General features: G+C 72.5%; 17 protein-coding genes. 11 read left to right on the top strand and 6 right to left on the bottom strand.

From position 1 onward, the window contains the following. Nucleotides 1–35: 35 nt before the first annotated feature. Nucleotides 36–548, bottom strand: coding sequence for a GNAT family N-acetyltransferase (locus ABZ934_RS16640; RefSeq protein WP_361313162.1), 513 nt, complete (start codon nucleotides 546–548; stop codon nucleotides 36–38). 38 nt (nucleotides 549–586) lie between these two features. Between ABZ934_RS16640 and ABZ934_RS16645 the strand changes: the two genes are divergently transcribed. Next, on the top strand, nucleotides 587–1,390 hold the full coding sequence (locus tag ABZ934_RS16645; RefSeq protein WP_361313163.1) for an exodeoxyribonuclease III: 804 nt from the start codon (nucleotides 587–589) through the stop codon (nucleotides 1,388–1,390). On the opposite strand, the gene ABZ934_RS16650 is transcribed toward ABZ934_RS16645, so the two are convergent. Further along, entirely contained in the window at nucleotides 1,372–2,046 is a 675-nt protein-coding gene (locus ABZ934_RS16650) for a MerR family transcriptional regulator (RefSeq protein ID WP_361313165.1), read from the bottom strand. The genes ABZ934_RS16645 and ABZ934_RS16650 overlap by 19 nt on opposite strands. Nucleotides 2,047–2,207: 161 nt before the next feature. Between ABZ934_RS16650 and ABZ934_RS16655 the strand changes: the two genes are divergently transcribed. From ABZ934_RS16655 to ABZ934_RS16670, 4 genes are all read left to right on the top strand, one after another. Beyond that, nucleotides 2,208–3,782, top strand: a complete 1,575-nt coding sequence (locus ABZ934_RS16655) for an NAD(P)/FAD-dependent oxidoreductase (protein ID WP_361313349.1) — start codon at nucleotides 2,208–2,210, stop codon at nucleotides 3,780–3,782. After that, a complete protein-coding gene (locus ABZ934_RS16660) occupies nucleotides 3,779–4,750 on the top strand; it encodes an alpha/beta hydrolase (RefSeq protein WP_361313166.1) in 972 nt (323 codons plus the stop codon). Before ABZ934_RS16655 ends, ABZ934_RS16660 begins: the two co-directional genes overlap by 4 nt. Beyond that, complete coding sequence (locus tag ABZ934_RS16665) at nucleotides 4,747–5,640, top strand: SDR family oxidoreductase (protein ID WP_361313168.1); 894 nt, start codon at nucleotides 4,747–4,749, stop codon at nucleotides 5,638–5,640. Before ABZ934_RS16660 ends, ABZ934_RS16665 begins: the two co-directional genes overlap by 4 nt. Before the next feature lie 76 nt (nucleotides 5,641–5,716). Continuing rightward, nucleotides 5,717–5,899 carry a hypothetical protein gene (locus tag ABZ934_RS16670; RefSeq protein ID WP_361313170.1) on the top strand — a complete coding sequence of 61 codons (183 nt, stop codon included), beginning with the start codon at nucleotides 5,717–5,719 and terminating at the stop codon, nucleotides 5,897–5,899. A gap of 55 nt (nucleotides 5,900–5,954) precedes the next feature. Here ABZ934_RS16670 and ABZ934_RS16675 read toward each other — a convergent pair whose 3' ends face one another. Next, nucleotides 5,955–9,248: a S41 family peptidase gene (locus ABZ934_RS16675; protein WP_361313173.1), complete on the bottom strand. Its 3,294-nt coding sequence runs from the start codon at nucleotides 9,246–9,248 to the stop codon at nucleotides 5,955–5,957. A gap of 152 nt (nucleotides 9,249–9,400) precedes the next feature. Here ABZ934_RS16675 and ABZ934_RS16680 point away from each other — a divergent pair, with 152 nt between their 5' ends. After that, entirely contained in the window at nucleotides 9,401–9,991 is a 591-nt protein-coding gene (locus tag ABZ934_RS16680) for a TetR/AcrR family transcriptional regulator (protein WP_361313175.1), read from the top strand. Nucleotides 9,992–10,129: 138 nt separating this feature from the next. After that, a complete protein-coding gene (locus tag ABZ934_RS16685; protein WP_361313178.1) occupies nucleotides 10,130–12,322 on the top strand; it encodes an MMPL family transporter in 2,193 nt (730 codons plus the stop codon). A 117-nt stretch (nucleotides 12,323–12,439) separates the two neighbouring features. On the opposite strand, the gene ABZ934_RS16690 is transcribed toward ABZ934_RS16685, so the two are convergent. After that, nucleotides 12,440–12,826, bottom strand: a complete 387-nt coding sequence (locus ABZ934_RS16690; protein ID WP_361313180.1) for an SsgA family sporulation/cell division regulator — start codon at nucleotides 12,824–12,826, stop codon at nucleotides 12,440–12,442. Between the two features lie 181 nt (nucleotides 12,827–13,007). Between ABZ934_RS16690 and ABZ934_RS16695 the strand changes: the two genes are divergently transcribed. From ABZ934_RS16695 to ABZ934_RS16710, 4 genes are read left to right on the top strand one after another with little or no spacing between them, the layout of a single operon-like run. After that, nucleotides 13,008–14,105: an energy-coupling factor ABC transporter permease gene (locus ABZ934_RS16695; RefSeq protein WP_361313183.1), complete on the top strand. Its 1,098-nt coding sequence runs from the start codon at nucleotides 13,008–13,010 to the stop codon at nucleotides 14,103–14,105. Nucleotide 14,106: 1 nt separating this feature from the next. Beyond that, nucleotides 14,107–14,868 carry a cobalt ECF transporter T component CbiQ gene (cbiQ, locus tag ABZ934_RS16700; RefSeq protein WP_361313185.1) on the top strand — a complete coding sequence of 254 codons (762 nt, stop codon included), beginning with the start codon at nucleotides 14,107–14,109 and terminating at the stop codon, nucleotides 14,866–14,868. Next, nucleotides 14,856–15,632 carry an ABC transporter ATP-binding protein gene (locus ABZ934_RS16705; protein WP_361313188.1) on the top strand — a complete coding sequence of 259 codons (777 nt, stop codon included), beginning with the start codon at nucleotides 14,856–14,858 and terminating at the stop codon, nucleotides 15,630–15,632. The genes cbiQ and ABZ934_RS16705 overlap by 13 nt, the downstream gene beginning before the upstream one ends. Nucleotides 15,633–15,660: 28 nt before the next feature. Further along, on the top strand, nucleotides 15,661–16,830 hold the full coding sequence (locus tag ABZ934_RS16710) for a serine hydrolase domain-containing protein (protein WP_361313191.1): 1,170 nt from the start codon (nucleotides 15,661–15,663) through the stop codon (nucleotides 16,828–16,830). A 109-nt stretch (nucleotides 16,831–16,939) separates the two neighbouring features. On the opposite strand, the gene ABZ934_RS16715 is transcribed toward ABZ934_RS16710, so the two are convergent. Beyond that, on the bottom strand, nucleotides 16,940–18,571 hold the full coding sequence (locus ABZ934_RS16715; protein WP_361313193.1) for a penicillin-binding transpeptidase domain-containing protein: 1,632 nt from the start codon (nucleotides 18,569–18,571) through the stop codon (nucleotides 16,940–16,942). Between the two features lie 142 nt (nucleotides 18,572–18,713). Further along, a complete protein-coding gene (locus ABZ934_RS16720; RefSeq protein ID WP_361313351.1) occupies nucleotides 18,714–20,378 on the bottom strand; it encodes a phospholipid carrier-dependent glycosyltransferase in 1,665 nt (554 codons plus the stop codon). Nucleotides 20,379–20,558: the final 180 nt, after the last annotated feature.

Below are 20,558 nucleotides of genomic sequence, written 5' to 3' on the forward strand. Positions count from 1 at the left end.
GTCAGGTGGTGCGCGTGACTTTGTCCCGGGGCCACCTATTCGTCCGGGTTCGCGCAGCGGGTCAGCGGCTTGGACATGCAGATGCTGGACTCGTAGGCGCGGTAGTAGCCGAACTTGGGGCAGTTCGCGTAGCCCGAGGAGCCGTACAGGGCTATCGCCTCCGGCTGTTGGTCGCCGGTTTCGAGGACCATGCGGCGGCGGCCGGCCGTGCGGGCGTCGGCTTCGAGGAGGGCGAGGATGCGGCGGGCCAGGCCCAGGCCGCGGGCCTCCGGGACGACGTACATGCGCTTGAGTTCCGCGTCGCCGTCGAGGTAGCCCTCCGGGCTCGCGTCCCGGGCGCGCCAGCCGCCGCTCGCGACCGGGGCGTCGGATGTGTCGTACGCCACGAGGTACAGGCCGTTCGGCGAGGCGAACATCGCCGGGTCGAGGACGGTGGCGTCGCCCTCGCCCTCGTAGCGGGCCTGGTATTCGAGCTGGACCTGGTCGTTGAGCTTGACCGCGTCCGGGTGGTCGTACGGCACGGCGCGGAGGGTTATCCCGTGAGACATCGGAACATCGTACGGAACGCTCCCGCTATCGTGCGGGGATGCTCACCGTGACCACCGTGAATGTGAATGGGATCCGCGCCGCAGCGAAGAAGGGCTTCGTCGAGTGGCTCGCCGGATCCGACGCCGACGTCGTGTGCCTCCAGGAGGTACGGGCCGAGGAGGCGCAGATTCCGGTGGAGGCACGCGAGCCCGAGGGTTGGCACACCGTGTTCGCGCCGGCCGCCGTCAAGGGGCGGGCCGGGGTCGCGCTCTACACGCGCCGGGCGCCCGAGCGGGTGCGGATCGGCTTCGGGAGCGCCGAGTTCGACGGCTCCGGCCGGTACGTCGAGGTGGACCTGCCCGGGGTGACCGTGGCGAGCCTGTACCTGCCGTCCGGGGAGGCCGGGACCGCGAAGCAGGACGAGAAGTACCGGTTCATGAAGGAGTTCCTGGACCACCTCGCCGAGCTGAAGGTGCGGGCCGCCGCCGAGGGCCGCGAGGTGGTGGTCTGCGGTGACTGGAACATCTGCCACCAGGAAGCCGACCTCAAGAACTGGAAGACCAACCGCAAGAACGCCGGGTTCCTGCCCGAGGAGCGGGAGTGGCTCGGCAAGGTGTACCGCGAAGCCGGCTACGTCGACGTGGTGCGGGTGCTGCACCCGGACACCGACGGGCCCTACTCCTGGTGGTCCTATCGCGGCCGGGCCTTCGACAACGACGCCGGGTGGCGCATCGACCTCCAGGTCGCCACTCCCGGGCTCGCGGAGCGTGCCGTGAAGGCGTGGGTGGAGCGGGCCGAGACGCACCCCGAGCGGTGGTCCGACCACGCCCCGGTGACGGTCGTCTACGCGTCGGGCTCCTGACCCCCGGAGGCCGGCAGGCGGTCCATCGCCATGGTGAGCTCTGCCTCGACCACGCTCTTCGCGAGCGGGCGCAGCCGGGGCAGCGCGTCCTCGTCCGCCAGGTGCGCGGAGATCAGCTCCGTGAAGAGGGCCGCCAGGGCGTCGGCGTGCTCGCGCACCCGGCGCCCCGTCTCCAACACCGCCGCCAGCGGGACGCCCTCGCGGACCAACGCCGAGGAGACCTCCAGCAGGCGGCGGCTGACGTGCACGATCTCGTCGCCGTCGACGGCGAGGTAGCCGAGGTCCAGGGCGGCCGCCAGGTTCTCGGGGGTGACCTCCCCCTCGAAGTAGTCGGCCAGCGCCTCCGGTGTCAGGCGTACGGGGGTCTCCTCGGACCAGCCGATGCCGAGCAGTTCGCCGAGCTGGCCGACGTCGCGGCCGTTCTCGAAGGCGGCCGTCAGCTCGGCGATCCCGCCGAGGGTGTGGCCGCGCTCCAAGAGGGCGGCGATGGTGCGCAGCCGGGCGAGGTGGTGCTCGTCGTACCAGGCGATCCGGCCATCGCGGCGGGGTGGCGGCAGGAGCTTGCGCTCACGGTAGAAGCGCAGGGTGCGCACCGGGATGCCGGCCGCCTCGGCCAGCTCCTCCGTACGGTATTCGCGTGTCTTTTCTTCCGCCACATGCGCAGCGTAGGGCGTACCCGGGGTAATTTTCCCGCCGCGACCCCTACCCATGGGTACGGGGCTGCTCTACCCTCCCGATTGTGCCAGTGATTGCTGGCAGTGTTTTTTGACGGTGCGGCTGGGACAGTGGAAGCGGAAGGCGGGCGGGCATGGGCGGCATGGACGGGCGCGAACACGTGCGGGTGGCGGTGATCGGCTCCGGGTTCGGCGGGTTGGGCGCGGCGGTAAGGTTGCGGCGCGAGGGGATCACCGACTTCGTCGTACTGGAACGGGCCGACTCCGTCGGCGGGACGTGGCGCGACAACAGCTATCCCGGGTGCGCGTGCGACGTTCCCTCGCACCTGTACTCCTTCTCCTTCGCGCCGAACCCGGACTGGCCCCGGACCTTCTCCGGGCAGCCGGCGATCCGCGCGTACCTGGAACACGTCGCCGACACCTTCGGGCTGCGCCCGCACATCCGGCTGAACTCCGAGGTGCGGATGATGCGCTGGGACGCCGACGGGTTGCGCTGGGAGGTCGAGACCTCCGCCGGTGACCTGACCGCCGACGTGGTGGTGTCGGCGACCGGGCCGCTGTCCGATCCGAAGATGCCGGAGATCCCGGGGCTGGCCGAGTTCCCCGGCAAGGTCTTCCACTCCGCCCGCTGGGACCACGACTACGACCTGCGCGGCAAGCGCGTCGCGATGGTCGGCACCGGCGCCTCGGCCATCCAGATCGTCCCCGCCATCGCCCCCGACGTGGAGCGCCTCACGCTGTTCCAGCGCACCCCGCCGTGGGTGATGCCGCGCACGGACCGGGCGATCTCCACCGCCGAGCGCTGGCTGCACCGGCAACTGCCCTTCACCCGCGCCGCACGGCGCGGGCTGCTGTGGGGCATCCGCGAACTCCAGGTCAGCGCCTTCACCAAGCGGCCCAACCAGCTTGGGCTGATCGAGTCCCTGGCGAAGGCCAACATGGCGCGCTCGATCAAGGACCCGGAGCTGCGGGCCAAGCTGACCCCCTCGTACCGGATCGGCTGCAAGCGCATCCTGCTCTCCAGCGACTACTACCCGGCGCTCGCCCGGCCGAACGTGGACCTGGTCGCCTCCGGGCTGACGGAGATCCGCGGGAGCACGCTGGTCGCGGCGGACGGGACCGAGACCGAGGTCGACGCGATCGTTTTCGGCACCGGCTTCCACGTCACGGACATGCCGATCGCCGACCGGGTGGTGGGCGCGGGCGGCGAGACGCTCGCGGACGCGTGGAAGGACGGCATGCACGCCCTGCGCGGGGCGACGGCGGCCGGCTTCCCCAACTGGATGACGATCATCGGGCCCAACACCGGGCTCGGCAACAGCTCGATGATCCTGATGATCGAGTCGCAGCTCAACTACATGGCGGACTACCTGCGCCAGTTGGACGTGCTCGGGGGCCGGGCCGCCCTCGCCGCCCGGCCCTCGGCGGTGGGCGCCTGGAACCGGCACGTCCAGGAGCGGATGAAGCGCACCGTGTGGAACACCGGCGGCTGCACCAGTTGGTACCTGGACGCCAACGGCCGCAACACGACGGTCTGGCCGGGCACCACGGGCGAGTTCCGGCGTGAGACGCGCTCGGTCGACCTCGCGGAGTACGAGGTCGTACGCGTGCGGCACCGGGAGCGGGAGCGGGAGCGCGTCGCCGCCGAGGCTGCCGTTCCCGCGCCCGCGGCGCCGCCGGCCACCGCGCCCGCCACCGTCGAGGAGGGCGCGGCATGAGGCGCCCCGCGTACGTCACCTCCGGCCGGTACGCGCCCCCGGCGGCCCGGCGCGACCTGGTCGCCGTCTCCGCCGACGGGGCCCGGCTGCACGTCGAGGTCCACGGCGACGAGGACGCCCCGCCCGTGGTGCTGTCCCACGGCTGGACCTGCTCCACCGCGTTCTGGGCCGCCCAGGTACGGGACCTGGCCGAGGACCACCGGGTCATCGCCTACGACCAGCGCGGGCACGGCCGCACCCCCGCCGGACGGTGGTACACCACCGGCGCGCTCGCCGACGACCTCGTCGCCGTCCTGGAGGCCACCGTCGCCCCCGGTGAACGGGCGGTCGTCGCGGGCCACTCCATGGGCGGCATGACGATCATGGCCGCCGCCGGGCGGGCCGGGTTCACCGAGCACGTCGCGGCCGCCCTGCTGTGCAGCACCGGCAGCGCACGGCTGGTCGCGGAGGCGCTGGTCCTGCCGGTCCGCGCCGGGCGTGCGCGGACCCGTATCACCGGCGCGATCCTCGGATCCCGCGCTCCCCTCGGGCCCGTCACGCCCCTGGGCAAGCGGGTCCTGAGGTACGCCACCATGGGTCCCCGTGCCACGGCCGACCAGATCGAGGCATGTGCCCGCATCGTCCACGGCTGCCCCACCGCCGTCCGGCACGCCTGGTCGCAGGTGCTCGCCGGGCTGGACCTGGAGGCGAATCTGGCCGCGCTGACCGTGCCCACCGCCGTCATCGGCGGCACGGCCGACCGCCTGACCCCGATGTCGCACGCACGCGCCCTCGCTGCCGCGCTGCCCGACTGCGCCGGTCTCACCGAGCTGCCCGGCGCGGGCCACATGACCCCGATCGAGGCGCCGGAAGCCGTCACCCGCGTGATCCGCGAACTGACCGCCCGCCTCCCGGCCGCCCGCCGACCCGTCACCGCCCCGCTCGACACCACCCCGCTCGACACCACCCCGAAGGAGAAGACGCCGTGAGCGCTCGCAGGAGTCTGGAAGGCCAGGTCGCCGTCGTCACCGGCGCCGCCCGCGGGGTCGGTGAGCTGCTGGCCCGGAAGCTCTCCGCGCGGGGGGCGAAGGTCGCCCTGGTCGGGCTGGAGCCGGAGGCCCTCAAGGAGGTCTCCGAACGGCTGCACACCGACAGCGCCCACTGGCACGCCGACGTCACCGACCACGAGGCCATGGCCCGGGTCGCCCAGGAGGTCAAGCAGCGCTTCGGCAAGGTGGACGTCGTCGTCGCCAACGCGGGCGTGGCCGCCGGAGGGCCGTTCGTCGACTCCGACCCGGACGCCTGGCGCCGGGTGATCGAGGTCAACCTGATCGGCGGGGCTGTGACCGCCCGCGCGTTCCTGCCCGTACTGACGGAGAGCCGCGGCTACTTCCTCCAGATCGCCTCCCTCGCGGCGATCACCCCGGCGCCGATGATGACGGCGTACTGCGCCTCCAAGTCGGGGGTCGAGGCGTTCGCGCACTGCCTGCGCGCCGAGGTCGGCTACAAGGGCGTCAAGGTGGGCGTCGGTTACCTCTCCTGGACCGACACCGACATGGTGCGCGGCGCCGACCGGGACGAGGTCATGCGGGAGTTGCGCGGGCGGCTGCCGTGGCCGGCGAACCGCACGTACCCGCTGGGCCCGGCCGTCGACCGGATCGTGGCCGGCATCGAGCGGCGCTCGCCGCACGTGTACGCGCAGTGGTGGCTGCGGGGCATGCAGGGCGTACGGGGCTACCTGCCGGCGGTCATAGCGGCCGGCGGGCAGCGGGAGATGCGGCGCTTCGAGCCGCGGCTGGCCGGTGTCCCCCGTGGACTGGTCGGCGCCGGCGGAGCCGCCGACGAGCAGGAACGGACGGCGGGGACCCCGCGCAACTGATCGAAATGCGGCCTTCGTCCGCCCGTGCGAGTGTGGTCGATGCCCGACCACCGACACCCCGCACGGAGTGAACAGCATGGGTATCAAGGACCGGTCCCCGGACGGGACGAACGAACCCGACCAGGCGCGGCAGGCGGAGCGGGACGAGGCGTCGCGGCGCGGCGGCCCCGCCCAGGACGGGTCGGTCCAGGCCGAGAAGGTCCGCGGGCAGCGCCGGACGGACGGCGTCCGCGGCGAGTTCGACGACGACTGGGACTAGCGAGGCGCACCGAGGGGCGCGGCCCGTTTCGACGGGTCGCGCCCCTCGCGTACGTCTACGGCCTCGGCGGGAGCTTCGGCCGGCGCAGGTCCGGGACGTCCTCGTAGCCGGGTGGGACCGCCGCCGGGTCCTGTTCCAACAGCTCCAGCGCCAGGAGCACGGCGTCGTCCAACTGCGCGTGCCGCCCCTCCGCCCAGTCGAGCGGGGTGCGCAGGATGGCCAGGTCCGGCTCCACGCCGTGGTTCTCCACGGACCAGCCGTACTCCGGGAACCACGCCGCGTTCATCGGCACGGTGATGACCGTCCCGTCGCCCAGGGTGTGCCGGCCGGTCATCCCGACCACGCCGCCCCAGGTGCGCTGGCCCACGACCGGCCCCAGCCCCAGCAGCTTGAAGGCCGCCGTGATCATGTCGCCGTCCGAGGAGGTCGCCTCGTCGGCCAGTGCCACGATCGGCCCCCGTGGAGCGTTGGAGGCGTACGACACCGGCTGCGCGTTCCGCGTGAGGTCCCAGCCGAGGATCGAACGGGTCAGCTTCTCCACCACCAGCTCGCTGATGTGCCCGCCCGCGTTGCCGCGCACGTCCACGATCAGCGCGGGCCGTGACATCTCCATCCGCAGGTCGCGGTTGAACTGGGCCCAGCCTGAGCCGCCCATGTCGGGGATGTGCAGGTAGCCGCACCTGCCGCCGCTGAGTTCCCGGACCACCGCCCGCCGCTTGGAGACCCAGTCCTGGTAGCGCAGCGGCCGTTCGTCGATGAGCGGGACGACCGCGACCCGGCGGGGCGGCCCCTCGCCCTCGGCCGGCTCGAAGGTCAGCTCCACCGTGGTGCCGCCCGCCGCCGACAGCAGCGGGTACGGGCCCGCCACCGGATCGACGGGACGCCCGTCGACGTGGGTGAGGGCCGCGCCCTCGCGGATGCCGGTGCCGGCGAGCGGGGAGCGGGCCTTGGAGTCCGAGGACTCGCCGGGCAGGATGCGCGAGACGGTCCAGGCCCCGTCGCGCGGGACGAGGTTGGCGCCGAGGAGGCCGATGGCCCGCTGGTAGTGCGGGGGGCCCTCGTTGCGGCGCGCGGGGGACACGTAGGCGTGCGAGGTGCCGAGTTCGCCGAGCACCTCGCGCATCAGGTCCGCGAACTCGTCGGGGGAGGCGACCCGTTCGACCAGGGGGCGGTACTGGCGCAGCACCCCGTCCCAGTCGATGCCGCACATGTCCGGTTCCCAGAAGTAGGCACGGATCAGCCGGCCCGCCTCCTCGAACGCCTGGCGCCATTCGGCGGCCGGGTCGACCTCGTGCAGGATGCGCCGCAGGTCCAGGTAGACGGTGGAGTCGCTGTCGCCCGACTCGGTCGCCGGGACCGCCCGCAGGTCGCCGTCGTCGTTGACGACCAGTCGGGTGCCGTCGCCGCTGACCGCGAACCAGTCCAGCCCGGAGGCCAGTTCGGTCTTGCGCGCCTTGGTGATGTCGAAGTATTCCAACGTCGGTTTGCCCGTCATGTCCGCCGGGTTGGCGAAGGTCTCGCCGAGCGCGCCGGAGATCGGCCAGCGCAGCCAGACCAGCCCGCCGCCGTGCACGGGGAAGAGGGCGGAGTACTTCGACGCCGCCACCGGGAAGGGCGTCACCCGGCTCTCCAGCCCCTCGACCTCCACCGTCACCGCGCCGTCGCCCTCGCCGGACTCGCCTTCCACCGGGTCGAGTCCGCCGGCGGCGGGCCTGCCGTCGGGGGTGAACGCGAAGGGGGAGGGGGTGGCCGAGGACAGCGGTACCAGGTAGGGCCGGCAGCCCAGCGGGAAGGACAGGTCGCCGGTGTGCACGTCGTAGACGGGGTCGAAGCCGCGCCAGGACAGGAAGGCGAGGTAGCGGCCGTCCCGGGTGAAGACCGGGTTCTCGTCCTCGAAGCGGCCGTTGGTGACGTCGACGATCGTGCGCGCGCCGGGGCCGGAGATCCGCGCCATCTTGATCTGGCGCAGGGAGCGCCCGATGCCGGGGTGCGACCAGGTCAGCCAGCAGCCGTCGGGGGAGAACGCCAGGTCGTTGACGGGCCCGTTGACGGACCGGATCAGCTCGGTGACCTCCCCTTCGGAGTCCTCGGTGGCGTCGATGAGCAGCAGCCGTCCGTCGTTGGAGGCGATGGCGAGGCGCTCGCCGTCCGGGTCGGAGAGCAGTTCCAGGACGCGTCCGAGCTTGCCGGAGGCCAGCCGGCGCGGCTGCCGCGGCCCGGAGGCGCGGGGCAGGTAGGCGATCTCGATGGCGTCCTCGCCCTCGGCGTCGGTCACGTACGCGACCTGCCCGCCGCTGCCGAGCATCTCGGGCAGGCGTACGCGCACGCCCGGGGTGTCGGCGATGGTGCGGGCCGGGCCGTCGCGGTGGGTGAGCCAGTACAGGCTGCCGCGTACGACGACGGCGCTGGCCCGCCCGGTCGTGTCGACGGAGAGCGAGTCGACGTGGCTGGCGGCCGGGACCTGGTACGTGCGCCGGCCGGCGCGCGGGCCGCCGAGGCGGACGTCGAGCTTGCGCGGGGAGGCGTCGGCGGCCAGGGAGTCGACGACCCAGAGGTCGCCCGCGCACTGGTAGACGACCCGGGTGCCGTCGCTGGAGGCGTGCCGGGCGTAGAACTCCTCGTGGTCGGTGTGGCGCCGCAGGTCGGTGCCGTCGGGCAGGCAGGAGTAGAGGTTGCCGATCCCCTCGTGGTCGGAGAGGAAGGCGATCCGGCCGTCCACGAACATGGGGGAGTCGAGGTGGCCCTCGATGTCCTCCAGCAGCCGTGTGCCGTGCAGCCAGAGCCGGCCGGTGGCGCCGCCCCGGTAGCGCTTCCAGGCCGCCGGTTCGTGCGGCGGTTTGCCGGTGAGCAGGAGGGTGCGCCGCTCGGGGGAGCCGTTCCCGTTCGGGACGTCGTGGACGGCGATGTCGGAGACCGGGCCCCAGGGAAGCCGGCGGCCGGGGCTGCCGTCGGTGGGCAGGGAGTAGGCCCAGGAGTAGTAGGGGAAGGGCTGGCCGTGCGAGGAGACGGCCAGGATGTCGCTGCGGCCCTCCTTGTCCGGCGGGGCCCAGCCGCAGACCCGGGTGTCGGTGGAGCCCCAGAAGCTCAGTCTGCGGGCGGGCCCGCCGTCCACGGGGGCGAGGTGGATCTCGGGGTCGAGGCTGCGCCAGGTGGTGAAGGCGATGTGGCGTCCGTCGGGGGAGAAGCGCGGGTGCCCCACCCGCGTCCGGTCGACGGTGATGCGCCAGGCCCGTCCGGCGGCGGCGCCGGGCGGCACGAGGGGCGCCACCCAGAGATCGTCTTCGGTGGCGAAGCACAGGAGGTCGTCGTGCAGGTGCGGATATCGGAGGTACGCGCCGTCGTGACTCACCCCCCAATGCTTTCCGCGCGGAGGGGCCCTGGCAACTCGTACAGGTGATCCATGCCACGCCAGCATCGAAACGGAACGGTTTCGTTTCGATGGCGGTGGGGGTATGGTCTGAAGAGTACGAAACGGTTTCGTTCGGACGGGGAGGCGTGGAGATGACCGAAGAGGGTTCGTCACGACGCACCCGGATCAGCCCCGAACGGGAAGCCGAACTCCACGGGGCGGTCCTCGACCTCCTGCGCGAGGTCGGCTACGAGGCGTTGACCATGGACGCGGTCGCCGCCCGTACGAAGTCCAGCAAGGCGACCCTCTACCGCCAGTGGGGGAGCAAGCCCGAACTGGTCGCGAAGGCCCTGCGGTGCACCCAGCCGGTCTCCCTGCGGGAGATCGACACCGGCAGCCTGCGCGGGGACCTCGCCCTCATGGTCGAGCACTCCGACGACGCGCAGATGGCCAAGGACACCGCCCTGATGCGGGGCCTGGCCCACGCCGTCCACGAGAGCCCGGAGCTCCACAAGGCGCTGCGGGACCTGCTGGTGGACCCCGAGATCAACGGCCTGCAGGTGATGCTGCGGCGCGCGGTGGACCGCGGGGAGATCGAACCGGACTGTCCGGCGCTCGACTTCGTACCGCACATGCTCATCGGGGCGTTCATCGCGCTCCCGCTGATCGAGGACCGCTCGGTCGACCGGGCTTTCCTCGGCCGCTTCATCGACGCCGTGGTGTTCCCCGCCCTCGGCGTCTGATCCTCCCCCCGCCCTCCCCGGGGCGGGTCCGCTGCTCCTGACACGCCGCTCTCGTCGTCGGGCCGGCTCTCCATGCCCTCGGGGGGTGCCTGACGGCGCCCCCACCCATTCCACGACCCGAACGGGAGAACCACCGACGTGGCCACCTTCCTCTACCGACTCGGCAGGGGCGCCTTCCGGCGCCGTCGCTTCGTCGCCCTCGTCTGGGTGGCACTGCTGTTCGCCGCCGGCTTCGGCGCGGCGTCGGCGTCCGCCCCCACCTCAGGCTCGTTCTCCATACCCGGCACGGAGGCCCAGAAGGCCTTCGACCTGCTGGAGCAGCGCTTCCCGGGCATGACCGCCAACGGCGCGACCGCCCGCATCGTCATCAAGGCACCGGACGGCGCCAAGGTCACCGACCCGGCTCCCAAGGCCCAGGTCGAGAAGATCGTCTCCGGCCTCAAGGGCGGCGCCGGCGCGGACCAGATCGCCTCGGTCGACGACCCGTACCAGTCCAAGGCGATCAGCAAGGACTCCGGTACCGCCTACATCAGCGCCAAGTACAAGGTCAGCGGCATGGAGCTGACCGACGCGACCCGCGACGCGCTCAAGGAGTCCGGCCAGGCCGCCCAGGCCGCCGGGCTGACCGTCGAGATCGGCGGTGACGCGCTGATGACGGCTCCCGAGACCGGCTCCGGCGAGGTCATCGGCATCCTGATCGCCGCCGTCGTCCTGGTCGTCACCTTCGGCTCGCTGATCGCGGCCGGACTGCCGCTGCTGACCGCGCTGATCGGCGTGGGCATCGGCGTCTCCTCCATCACGGCGCTCGCCAACGTGCTGGACCTCGGCTCCACCACCTCCACCCTCGCGATGATGATCGGCCTCGCCGTCGGCATCGACTACGCCCTCTTCATCGTCTCCCGCTACCGCGTGGAGCTCGCCGAGGGCCGCGAGCGCGACGAGGCCGCGGGCCGGGCCGCCGGAACCGCCGGATCCGCCGTGGTGTTCGCCGGTCTGACCGTGGTCATCGCCCTGGTGGGCCTGGCCGTCGTCAACATCCCTATGCTGACGAAGATGGGCTTCGCGGCGGCCGGCACCGTCGTCATCGCGGTGCTCGTCGCCCTGACCCTGGTCCCCGCCATCCTCGGCTTCGCGGGCAAGAAGGTCCTGCCGGCCGGCACCAAGAGCAGGCTGTTCGGCAAGGGCAAGCCGGCCGGCGCCCAGCCCAAGGCCAACGGCGGTACCCGCTGGGCCCGCTTCGTCCTGCGCCGCCCGATCCTGGTGCTGCTGGCCGGTGTGATCGGCCTCGGCGCGATCGCGATCCCGGCGGGCAAGCTGGAGATGGGCCTTCCGGACGACGGGGCCCAGCCCGTCTCCACCACCCAGCGCCGGGCGTACGACCTGCTGTCCGACGGCTTCGGCCCCGGCTTCAACGGCCCGCTGATGGTGGTCGTGGACGGAGACAAGGCGCTCGCGGACAAGACGGTCGACCGGATCAAGGGTCTGGACGGCGTGGCCGTGGTCACCCCGCCGATGCCGAACAAGGCGGGCGACGCGGCGATCATCAACGTGATCCCGAAGGACCGTCCGTCCTCCACCGAAACCGAGAAGCTGGTCCACACGATCCGCGACGGCAGCGGCGACGACGTCCTCGTCACCGGCGCGACCGCGATGAACATCGACTTCTCGCAGAAGATGAACGACGCGCTGGTGCCCTATCTCGCGCTCGTCGTCGGTCTCGCCTTCCTGCTGCTGATGCTGGTGTTCCGCTCGATCCTCGTCCCGCTCAAGGCGGCCTTCGGCTTCCTGCTGTCGGTCGTCGCGGCCCTCGGCGCGGTCGTCGCGGTCTTCCAGTGGGGCTGGCTGGGCTCGCTCTTCGGGGTGGAGCAGACCGGTCCGATCATGTCGATGATGCCGATCTTCATGGTGGGCGTCGTCTTCGGCCTGGCGATGGACTACGAGGTCTTCCTGGTCACCCGGATGCGTGAGGCGTACGTCCACGGCGAGCGCCCGGGGCAGGCCGTGGTGACCGGCTTCCAGTACAGCGCGCGGGTGGTCGTGGCCGCCGCCATCATCATGATCGCGGTGTTCTCGGGCTTCATCGGGGCCGGCGAACAGATGGTCAAGATGATCGGCTTCGGTCTGGCCGTCGCCGTCTTCTTCGACGCCTTCGTGGTCCGCATGGCCATCGTCCCGGCGGTGCTGGCGCTGCTCGGGCACAAGGCCTGGTGGCTGCCGAAGTGGCTCGACCGCATCCTGCCGAACGTGGACGTGGAGGGCGAGAGCCTGCGCAAGCACCTCGGGGAGTCCGCCCAGGGCCCCGACCAGGACCGGGAACTGGTCAACGCCTGACCCCGCCGGCTTCCGACCCGGCTGCCCGGACCCGCCGCCCGACCTTGCTCCGCACGGGTGAACGACCGGCCCCGCACCGCCTGATCCCAGGTGGTGCGGGGCCGGTCGCGTTCGTGTCTAGCGTCCGGTGGCGAACGTACGGCGCAGGAAGCGGCGCAGCGCGGCGCTGTCGAACTGGACGACGGCCACGCCCTCGGGCGCGTGGAACTCGACGATGACCTGCACCCGGCCGCAGGGCCAGACGCGTACGTCGCCGGTCCCGCTCGGGGCCAGAAGTCCCGCCTCCAGCAGGGCGCGCGGCAGCACCCACTCGTTGTCGGTGCCCTCGGGGGAGACTCCGGCGGGGAAGACGATCCGGACGGCGAGCGGCTCGGAGGGTGCGAAGCGCAGCGCGACCGGTACGGCGCGGTAGAGCGGATCGTCGGTGATCACGCGGGCGCGGACCCGTTCCTCGACTGCGGTCCTGGTGGCGGTCGCGTGGGGATTCTCGGCGGTGGCTGACATCTCCAAGACTCCTCCATATCGGAACATATGGGTCCTTATTCCCCCCAGCCTCGCACATTCCCACGAATCCGCCCGCTTCTAGTTGTGCTGTGGGCGCTCTTGCCAACGGTTTGCAACTGGGCACTATTCTTGAACGGTTAAAGAGTGTGACGAGTCAACCGCAGGAAGCGGAGCGAAACCCATGCACGTGCCCGACGGCTTCATCGATGCCCCCGTCTCCGTCGCCGCAGGTGTAGCGGCCGCCGGAGCGGTGGCGATCAGTCTCCGCGGCGCCCGCCGGGAACTCGCGGGCCACTCCCGGGCGGACGCGGGCTCCGCGGGGGAGCGGGCCGCGCCGCTCGCCGGACTGGTGGCCGCCTTCATCTTCGCCGTGCAGATGCTGAACTTCCCGGTCGCCGCCGGCACCAGCGGACACCTGCTCGGCGGCGCCCTCGCCGCGATCCTCGTCGGCCCCTACACCGGCGTGCTGTGCGTCTCCGTGGTGCTGCTCATGCAGGGCGTGCTGTTCGCGGACGGCGGCCTGACCGCCCTCGGCGTCAACATCATGAACATGGCCGTCGTCACCGTGGTCGTCGCCTACGCGGTGTTCCGCGGCCTGGTGAAGGTCCTGCCCAAGACCCGGCGCTCGATCACCGTCGCCGCGTTCACCGGCGCCCTGCTGTCCGTGCCCGGCGCGGCCGTCATGTTCACCCTCCTCTACGCCCTGGGCGGCACCACCGACGTACCGCTCGGCAAGGTGTTCACCGCGATGGTCGGCGTGCACGTCCTCATCGGCATCGGGGAGGCCGTCATCACCGCCGCGACGGTGGGCGCGGTGCTCGCCGTACGCCCCGACCTGGTGTACGGCGCCTGCGGCCTGAGCACGCCGCTCAAGCTGCGCGTCGGCGGCGAACTGGTCGACGCACCGGCCGCCGCCAGGCCCGTCGCCGGGCCCCGCTCCACCAAGCCCGTGTGGATCACCGGCCTGGTCACCGCCCTCGTGCTCGCCGGCTTCGTCTCCTACTACGCCTCCGCCAGCCCGGACGGCCTGGAGAAGGTCGCCGCCGACAAGGGCATCGACCGGAAGGTGGGGCAGCACGCCGCCGCGGACTCCCCGCTCGCCGACTACAGTGTCAAGGACGTCACGGACGCCCGTCTCTCCGGCGGCCTCGCGGGCGTCATCGGCGTCGGCGCGACCGTCGTCGTCGGCACCGGGATCTTCTGGACCGTGCGCCGGCGCCGCGCGGAGGACCTGACGGCCGGCTCCACCGCCGCCCCCACCGACCCCGCCGCGGGCTGACATGGGCGCCGGGCACAGCCACAAGCTCTACCGCCACGGGCACTCGGCCGTGCACGCGCTGCCGCCGCAGTGCAAGCTCGCCGCCGCCTTCACCTTCGTGGTGGTCGTCGTTTCCACGCCGCGCGAGGCCGTGTGGGCGTTCGCGCTCTACGCCGTCCTGCTCGCCGCGGTCGCGGCGGCGGCCCGGGTCCCCGCCGGCTTCCTGCTGCGGCGACTGCTGATCGAGGTGCCGTTCGTCGCCTTCGCCGTCCTCATGCCCTTCGTGGCCGAGGGCGAGCATGTGGAGGTGCTCGGCGTGTCGCTGAGCGTCTCGGGTCTGTGGGGCGCGTGGAACGTACTGGCCAAGGGCACCCTCGGGGTGGCCGCCTCCGTGCTGCTCGCGTCGACGACCGAACTGAGGGCGCTGCTCCTCGGCATGCAGCGGCTGAAACTGCCGCCGCTGCTGGTCCAGATCGCCACCTTCATGATCCGGTACGGCGACGTGATCACCGGCGAACTGCGGCGGATGTCCATCGCCCGGCGTTCGCGCGGCTTCGAGGCGCGCGGCGTCCGGCACTGGGGGGTGCTGGCGAAGACCGCGGGCTCGCTCTTCATCCGTTCCTACGAGCGCGGCGAGCGGGTCTACCTCGCGATGATCAGCCGCGGCTACACCGGCTCGATGCCGGTGATCGACGACATCGCGGCCTCGCGCGCCCAGTGGGCGTACGCGGCCGCACTCCCGGTGACGGCACTCGCCGTCTGTCTGATGGGATGGACGCTGTGACCACCGACGCACCCTCGCTGGAAGTCTCCGGCCTCGCCTACGCCTACCCCGACGGACACCAGGCCCTCTTCGGCGTCGACCTGACCGTGGGGCGCGGGGAACGGGTGGCGCTGCTCGGCCCCAACGGCGCGGGCAAGACCACCCTCGTCCTCCACCTCAACGGCATCCTCGGCGGTGGCGTCGGCGCGGTGCGGGTGGCGGGGCTGCCCGTGGAGAAGCGGAACTTCGCCGAGATCCGCCGGCGCGTCGGAATCGTCTTCCAGGACCCCGACGACCAGCTCTTCATGCCGACCGTGCGCGAGGACGTGGCCTTCGGCCCGGCGGCGGCCGGGATGCGGGGCGCGGAACTCCGGGCGCGGGTGACGGAGGCCCTGGAACTGGTCGGTATGGCCGCCTTCGCCGACCGGCCGCCGCACCACCTGTCGTTCGGGCAGCGCCGCCGGGTGGCGGTGGCGACCGTACTCGCGATGCGGCCGGAGATCCTCGTCCTGGACGAGCCCTCCTCCAACCTCGACCCCGCCTCGCGACGGGAGCTGGCGGACATCCTGCGCTCGCTGGACGTCACGGTGCTGATGGTGACGCACGACCTGCCGTACGCGCTGGAGCTGTGCCCGCGCGCGGTGGTCCTCAGCGAGGGGGTCATCGCGGCCGACGGACGCACCCAGGACCTGCTGGGCGACGAGGAACTGATGCGCGCCCACCGGCTGGAGCTGCCGTTCGGCTTCGACCCGCGGTCGGTGACGCTGCCGGCGGCCGTGGCATAAGTACCATCGGCCGATTGTTGGACCGCTCGTGAACATCCAGGGTGAGGTGGCGGAGGGCTTCGAGCCCGTCCGCGATGCTTTCGTACGCAACTTCGAGGTGCTCGGGGACCGGGGCGCGGCCGTCGCCGTGTACCGGGACGGGCGCCGGGTCGTCGACCTGTGGGCCGGGACGAAGGACGCGGACGGGACCGACCCCTGGCGGGCGGAGACCGCGCAGGTGGTGCGGTCCGCGACCAAGGGCGTGGCGGCGGCGGTGCCGCTGCTGCTGCACCAGCGGGGGCTGCTGGACCTGGACGCGCCGGTGGGGGCGTACTGGCCGGAGTTCAAGGCGGGCGGCAAGGACCGCGCGCTGGTCCGGGACCTGCTGGCCCACCGCGCGGGGGTGCCGGCGCTGGACCGGCCGCTGAGCCCGGCCGAGGCCGTCGACGGGGTGTCGGGGGCGCGGGCCGTCGCGGAGCAGCGGGCGTTCTGGGAACCCGGCACCGAGCACGGCTACCACGCGCAGACGTACAGCTGGCTGCTGTCGGAGCTGGTGCTGCGGGTGACCGGGGAGTCGATCGGGGCCTGGCTGGCGCGGGAGGTCACGGGCCCGCTGGGCCTGGACTTCTGGATCGGTCTGCCGGAAGCGGAGGCGGCGGCCGGTCGGGTGGGGCGGGTGGCGGCGGTGGAGCCGCCGGAGTCGGCGGGCGGGCTGCGGACGCGGCCGCGCAGGAACGTTTCGAAGGCGTACGCCGACCCGGAGTCGCTCACCCGGCGCGCCTTCGCGGCGATCGACCCGCAGCCGGACGAGAACGCCCCCGAGTACCGGGCGGGCGAGCTGCCGGCCTCGGCCGGGATCGGGACGGCCCGGGCGCTCGCCGGGTTCTACGCGGCGCTGCTCGGGGACACCGAGGACGGTGCGCGGCTGTTCGACCCGCGGACGACGGCGCTGGCGTCCCGCGAGCTGTCGGCGGGGCCGGACCGGGTGCTGGTGGTGAACACCCGCTTCGGCCCGGGGTACATGCTGCACGGGCCGGCCTCGCCGCTGCTGTCCCCGGCGTCTTTCGGCCACCCGGGGCGGGGCGGCTCGCTGGCGTTCGCGGACGCGGAGGCGGGCATCGGCTTCGGCTACGTCACGAACGCCCTGGCCACATCGGTCACGGCCGACCCCCGCGCCCAAGCACTGGTCCGAGCCCTCGGCGCGGCGCTCGCTTCTTGACGCGCCCTCGCGCCGCTCGGCCCGCTCGGCCCGGGCGGCCCGCCAGGGCCGAGCGGCGCGAGGTGACCGTCAAGAAGGTGTGGGGCGCGGAAAGAAGGAGTGGGGCGCGTCAAGAAGGAGAGGGAACGCCCAGCACGGCCGCCACGATGGGGCCGGCCGCGTCCGCGCCGTGGCCGCCCGATTCGACCATGGCCGCCGCCGCCACGTCGTCGCTGAAGCCGGTGAACCAGCTGTCCGGGGTGACACCGTCCACCTCCGCCGAGCCGGTCTTGGCGCCCTTGTCGCCGCCGACCGAGGACATCGCCCCCGAGGCCGTCCCGCTGGACGCGGTCAACCGCATCATCGAGACCAACTGCTGCCGCACCGACGGCTTCATCCCGCGCGCCGCCTCGGCGATCGGCCGGCCGTCCAGCTCCGCCGGGACCAGCAGCGGCTGGTGGAACCGGCCGCTGCGCGCCGTGGCCGTGAGGGACGCGACGTTCAGCGGGTTCATGGTGATGTCGCCCTGGCCGATGTACTCGGCCGCCGCCTCCGCGCCCGTGGCGGCGGGGACCTTGCCGTCGACCGACTTGACGCCCGTCTTCCAGTCCAGGCCGATGCCGAAGACCTCCTTGGCCTCCTTCGACAGCGCCGCGTCGTCCTTGACGTCGTCGATCTGCTTGATGAAGGCGGTGTTGCAGGACTTGGCGAAGCTGGTCGCGAAGGTCGCGCCGGGCAGCGCGAAGTCGTTCAGGTTGTGGAAGGCGCGGCCGCCCCAGACCGCTTCCTTGACGCATTCCGCCGGCCGATCGGCCGCCGCCTTGCCCCGGTCGAGCAGCATCGCCGCCGTCACGATCTTCATCGTCGAGCCGGGGGCGCGGGCGCCCTGCATGGCCGCGTTGAAGCCGTCCTTGCGGTTGTTGGCCACGGCCAGGACGTGTCCGGTGCTGGGCTGGACGGCGACCACCGAGGATTCCGGATAACGGCTGACGGCCTTCTCCGCCGCCGCCTGCACCCGCGCGTCCAGGTACGTCGTGAGCGTGGCGGGCGCGCCCTCCGCCAACGTCAGCAGCGTCCGCTTCGGCGCGCCCGCGACCGCCGGTTCGATCCACAGTTCCGCGCCGGGTTTGCCGCCCGCCTTGGCACCGTAGGTCTGTCGCAGCTCGGCGAGGATCGGGCCCAGCGAGGGGTACTTCTCCGCCGTGAGCTCCTCGCCGGTGTGGTCCACGGCCTTGACCGGCGGGCTCGCGGGCGCCCCGGCGCGCAGCCTTTCGCCCTTCTGTAGCTGCGGGTGGAGGACCGAGGGCTGCCAGTCGACCAGCGCCTTCCCGGTGGTGACGCCGCGTACGACGGTCAGTTGCGACTCGTAGGCGAAGGGCTTGGTGGTGCCCTCGTACGTGACCTCGGCCTCGACCTTGAACGGCACGGTGGCGCCGTTCGGCGTGCCGGGGGTGATCACGGCCTTCGACACGTACGCCTTGGACTTGAAGTCCGCGACCGCCCCCTGGGCTTCCTGCGCGTTGTTCGTCAGGTCGGCGGCCGCGCGCTCGTCGCCCGAGGCCCAGGCGGCGAGGAAGTCCTTCGCCGTCCGCGCGACCTCCTTGCCGGTCGGCGGCCCGCTGTCCTTGGCGGCCGTGACCCCCGTCGCCCCGCCGCCCCCGCCGCCGTCCTCCCCGACCAGCATGTAGACGCCGTACCCGCCCCCGCCGACCACCGCGAGGAACACCCCGCCGACGATGGCACCCTTCGCCGCCCCGTTCACTTGCGTCCCCTCCCCGACACCGTCCCTGAACGTGTTCAAGAACCTTGTGGTGTGGACCTTACGCGGTGCACACCACCGAGACGCGCCTCGTTATCGGACCGGGACGTCGTGGCCGATTCCCGCCCCCACACGCCATCGGCCGCTACACCCAGGTGTCCAGCCACATCCGGCCGCGCCAGGAGTCCATCGGGATGCTCTCGCCCGTGTAGATCGGCCAGAAATAGATGAGGTTCCAAATGATCAGCAGAACCAGGACGCCCGCTCCGATCGCGCCCAGTGCCCGGCGGCGCTCCGACGAGCCGGCCGGGCCGAGCAACGCGCCGATCATCATCGTCACCGCCAGGCACAGGTACGGGACGAAGACCACCGCGTAGAAGTAGAAGATCGTCCGCTCCTGGTAGTTGAACCAGGGCAGCAGACCCGCGCCCAGCGCGCACGCGATCGCGCCGGCGCGCCAATCGCGGCGGAAGGCCCACCGCCACAGCACGTACAGCAGGGCGAAGCAGCCCGCCCACCACAGCAGCGGCGTCCCCAGGGCCAACACCTCGCGGGCGCACTTTCCCGTCTCGGTCGCCGGGCAGCCGTCCGTACCGGGCGCGGGCGACTCGTAGAAGTACGAGACGGGCCGGCCCAGCACCAGCCAGCTCCACGGGTTCGACTCGTACGTGTGACCCGAGGTCAGGCCGACGTGGAACTTGTACACCTCGGTCTCGTAGTGCCACAGGCTCCGCAGCCACTCCGGCAGCCAGGACAGCGAACTGCCCCGGTCGTGCTTGGCGGCCCAGTCGCGGAAGTAGCCGCCCTTGCCGTTGTCGGGGCTCAGGAGCCAGCCCGCCCAGGACACCAGGTACACGGCGATCGCCACCGGCACCGTCGACAGGAAGCCGGGCAGCGCGTCCCGGCGCAGCATCGCCGCGTACGGGGCGCCCGCGCCCGCCGTGCGGCGCGCGGCCGCGTCCCACAGCACGGTCAGGACGCCGAAGAAGGCCAGCACCACCAGGCCGTTCCACTTCGTGCCGAACGCCAGGCCCAGACAGACGCCCGCCAGGAGCCGGTACGGGCGCCACCCGAGCCGCAGTGTCTGCGCGACGAGCGGGTCCGGCCGGGCGCGGCCCTCGCCGTCCACCGGCAGCGCCGCCGCGAGCCGGGCCCGCGTCCGGTCCCGGTCGATGACCAGCGCCCCGAAAGCGGCCAACACGAAGAACATCAGCACCAAGTCGAGCAGCGCCGTACGGCTCATCACCAGGTGCAGCCCGTCCACCGCCAGCAGCGTGCCCGCCAGGCAGCCCAGGAACGTCGACCGGAACAGCCTGCGGCCGATCCGGCACAGCATCAGAACGGACAGGGTGCCCAACAGGGCGGTCATGAACCGCCAGCCGAACGGATCGAAGCCGAACATCCACTCGCCGAGGCCGATCACCCACTTCCCGACCGGCGGATGGACGACGTAGCCCGGCTCCAGCGGCAGCGCGACCCCGCTCGGGTCGGCGAGGATCGACTTGTCGACGTCCTTGGGCCAGCTCGCCTCGTAGCCCTGCCGGATCGTGGCCCACGCGTCCTTCGCGTAGTACGTCTCGTCGAATATCACCGCCTTCGGGCTGCCCAGGTGCGCGAACCGCAGCACTCCCGCGACCAGCGTCACCAGCAGCGGCCCCACCCACGACAGGACGCGCTGCCAACGCTCGCGCGCGGCGACGGGCACACCGAGCGCCGTCCACAACTGCTCGGAGGGGCGCGCGTACGGGGGCACGAGGCGGGTACGGACGTCCGCGCCCCGCGCGCGCGGGGCGTAGCCGAAGCCGCGCAGGCGGCGGAGCCAGACGGGCGGCTCGGGTTCGAAGCCGGGTCCGCCCGGTGGGACGGGCGGGGCCCCCGCGGGGCTGGGCGGCGGCGTCGCGGTACTGGTCACCGGGTCATCGTAGGGAACGCGCCTGGGGGAACCCCAGTGGCTGCGCGAGTCACCTGGGGCGGCTGAGAGGATGGGCGG

Source organism: Streptomyces sp. NPDC046557 (assembly GCF_040645975.1).
In the GTDB taxonomy this organism is placed as follows: domain Bacteria; phylum Actinomycetota; class Actinomycetes; order Streptomycetales; family Streptomycetaceae; genus Streptomyces.